The organism is Scytonema hankhaensis NUACC26 (assembly GCF_045865695.1).
In the GTDB taxonomy this organism is placed as follows: Bacteria; Cyanobacteriota; Cyanobacteriia; order Cyanobacteriales; family Nostocaceae; genus Scytonema.
Map to the genome: position 1 here is coordinate 1 of NZ_BAACAP010000011.1, position 3,027 is coordinate 3,027.

Annotated in this window: 3 protein-coding genes; 1 reads left to right on the forward strand and 2 read right to left on the reverse strand. The window is 41.9% G+C overall.

Annotated elements, in window-relative coordinates:
- The coding region (locus tag ACKTT2_RS00125) for a WD40 repeat domain-containing protein (protein ID WP_407882752.1) at positions 1–1,067 on the forward strand (1,067 nt) is incomplete at its 5' end.
- 8 nt (positions 1,068–1,075) lie between these two features.
- Here the strand turns inward: ACKTT2_RS00125 and ACKTT2_RS52275 are convergent.
- Both ACKTT2_RS52275 and ACKTT2_RS00135 read right to left on the reverse strand, forming a co-directional pair.
- The gene (locus tag ACKTT2_RS52275) at positions 1,076–1,303 is read right to left on the reverse strand and encodes a DUF4351 domain-containing protein (RefSeq protein WP_500691366.1); all 228 of its coding nucleotides are present in this window, start codon (positions 1,301–1,303) and stop codon (positions 1,076–1,078) included.
- A 243-nt stretch (positions 1,304–1,546) separates the two neighbouring features.
- A complete protein-coding gene (locus tag ACKTT2_RS00135; protein ID WP_407882754.1) occupies positions 1,547–2,794 on the reverse strand; it encodes an HhoA/HhoB/HtrA family serine endopeptidase in 1,248 nt (415 codons plus the stop codon).
- Between the last annotated feature and the right edge of the window lie 233 nt (positions 2,795–3,027).

The window sequence follows — 3,027 nt, forward strand, 5'->3', positions numbered from 1 at the left end:
GTGAGTCCAGCGCTGCAGGCGGGTCTCCCGCCGTAGGCGACTGGCGAACCCGTAAGGGTCACTGGTCACTGATTACTACTCCACTTCAGCAAAAAAACAGTCAATTGATTCGCACTTTTATTGGACATACAGCTGCTGTTCGCGCTATTGCTATTAGTCAAGATGGGATAACTCTTGCTAGTGGTGGTGATGACGGAACGGTTAAATTGTGGAATTTTCAAACAGGGCGGTTACTGAGTTCTTTGTCAGGTCATTCAACGGGAGTTAAGTCTATTGCCATCAGTCCAAATGGTCGAACTGTGGTAAGTGGTGGTGTTGATGGAACTGTTAAGTTGTGGGACTTGCAAACAGGACGATTATTACGCACTTTGAACGGTCATAAAGGTGGAGTTACAGGGCTTGCGATCGCTTCAAATGGAAGAACTCTCGCTACTGGGAGTTTAGATATAGTTAAGGTGTGGGATCTTGCAAATGGAAAGCAACTTCGCACTGTGCAGTCGGGGGCTTTTGCTCTTACTGTTAGTCGCGATGGTGAAACTTTGTTCGCGGGTCATAATGATGGCAAAATTACGTTATGGAATTTAAGTACGGGTAAACAGTTGCGTAGTCTTGTTCCTCCTCCAAAATCGTCTGGAGTCACTTCAGTTGCGATCGCACCTGATGGACAAACTCTGGTTAATAGCGGTGGTGACGATAGTTTTCAATCGAGTCCGCAGACAGATGGTAAAAATCTCAAAGTCTGGGACGTGCAAACAGGAAAATTACTGCAAAATTTTTCTGCTCATCTTGGTAGTGTGGACAGTGTTGCGATCGCTCCTAACGGGTTAGTTTTTGCTAGTGGAGGTCAAGCACGGAGAGTTCAACTGTGGAGTTTGAAGACAGGAAAACTGCTTCGCTCTTTTGAAGGTCATGGAGGGGGAGTTTATGCAGTTGCTTTCAGTCCCAACGGACAAATGTTGGTAAGTGGTAGCGGCGATAAGACAATTAAAGTTTGGCGGTTGTTACCTTCTCCTTCGCCTCGCGTTCCTGTGAAACCGGGCGATTCTGTTGGAATGCGTTTAAACTAGAGAATCAGCTATCCTTGCTGGTTTGTTAACCAAGATTCTAAATCAGTTATATCTGAAAAATCTAATAATGCCTCTGCTAATGCCTCCAGTTGCTCAATAGATAATTCTCGAACTTTCTCAATTAATGATGAATCAATATCGCCAAAACGGTAATTTAACTGACGTATAACTAGACGCTGTTCTCCTTCTCGTACAGCTCGTTCTCTGTCTTGTTGATACAGTGGGGCTAATCTCATAAGTAATTTCCTATCCTCTTCTTCTGGGTTTTGAGCTACTGATAAGTTACTTTGCAAAGTGTACAACAATTCTAACGCTGCTTTGCGTTCCGGGATGTTTGATGGTAGTGATTCTAATTCATCAATTGCCTGACTTTGTACTTTAAAAATATCTGAAGTTATCTATCTGTTTAATTCATCATTCTGTCCCTTTTATTGCACTCGCACTGGTCTAAAATATTTAAATTTACCTGTCTAGATGTGTTATCCTTCCTCCTCAATATTGGGTAACGCTCCCGGTTTTATACTAAGATTGAGAGTCTGACCGTTACGCCGAATTTCTAATTTTAGATTGCTACCTATGGATGTATCTTCTACAGTTTGTTGTAGCGTGTCTGCTTTATTTATAGATGCATTATTCACCTTCACAATGACATCCCCCGCACGAATTCCGCCTTTTGCTGCGGGAGATTCGGGAATAACTTTCAAGACCAATACGCCTTGAGATTCATCAACACTCAAAGGAGCATTAGGATCGTCGTTGATTTTTTGTTTTAATTCTGGTGTTAGTGTAGCCATTTGAACGCCTAAATAAGCGTGTTCGACTTTACCTTTAGCAATTAATTGATTGGCAATATGTTTGGCTGTATTGATTGGAATTGCAAAGCCCAAACCTTGAGCATTTTGAATAATAGCAGTATTCATACCAATCGCCTGTCCTTGGGAGTTGAGCAATGGTCCGCCTGAATTACCGGGATTAATTGCTGCATCTGTTTGAATAAAATTAACTCGTTCGGCTGGAACTCCGACTTCAGAACTCGAACGACCTGTAGCACTAATAATACCTTCTGTGACTGTATTGTCTAAACCTAAAGGGTTACCAATAGCTATAGCCCATTCTCCTGGCTTGAGTTGTTCGGAGTTTCCTAGGGGGATTGTCGGTAAGTTATTGGCTTTAATTTTAATAACAGCAACGTCAGTAACTGGATCGGTACCCATAACCTGACCTTTAAAAGTCCGTCCGTCTTTCAAGGTAACTGTGACTGTATCTGCTCCATTTACCACATGAGCGTTGGTCAAAACTTCTCCATTAGAATTCATGATAAAGCCAGAACCAATTCCTTGTACAGTTTCTTTAGATCGTGGAGCAGGGGCTTCAGAACCAAAAAACTCTCGGAAGAAGGGAGCGTTAAAAATATCAGATGTGGGGCGCTTAATTGTGTGAGTGGAATCAATTCGCACGACAGCAGAACCAACGCGATCGACAACTTCTGTGATAAAGTTAGAAGCTCTAGCAGTTGCTAAATTATTTGGTGGATTTTGAGTGGCTGCTAGCGCGGCTTGAGGTGGTTGCAGTAAGTGCATACCTGTCAAGGTGATTCCTCCGCCTGCTACAACCAATGCTAAACCTAGATAAGTCAATGGTTTTTTCCAGTTATTTCTACTGTTGCTTGCTAATTCAGAAAAGTGAGAGTCAAAACTATCATGAATATTATGTTTTGAAGTTTTCATAATCTGGAAATCTCTGATTTTGGAGGTTTTTCATGCTATGTATCTACATTTTTAACAATAGAAAGTAATTGTAAAGAACTTGGAAAGATTGCTGAGAGGATGTTCAAAAGAGGTGGCTGAGGTATTTAGAACTCTAGATACCCCCAAATCTCCCTTAGAGGATGTTTGAAAAGTCTTTTCATTAGTAGCAACAGATTCAAGATCCCCCTAAATCCCCCTTAAAAAGGGGGACT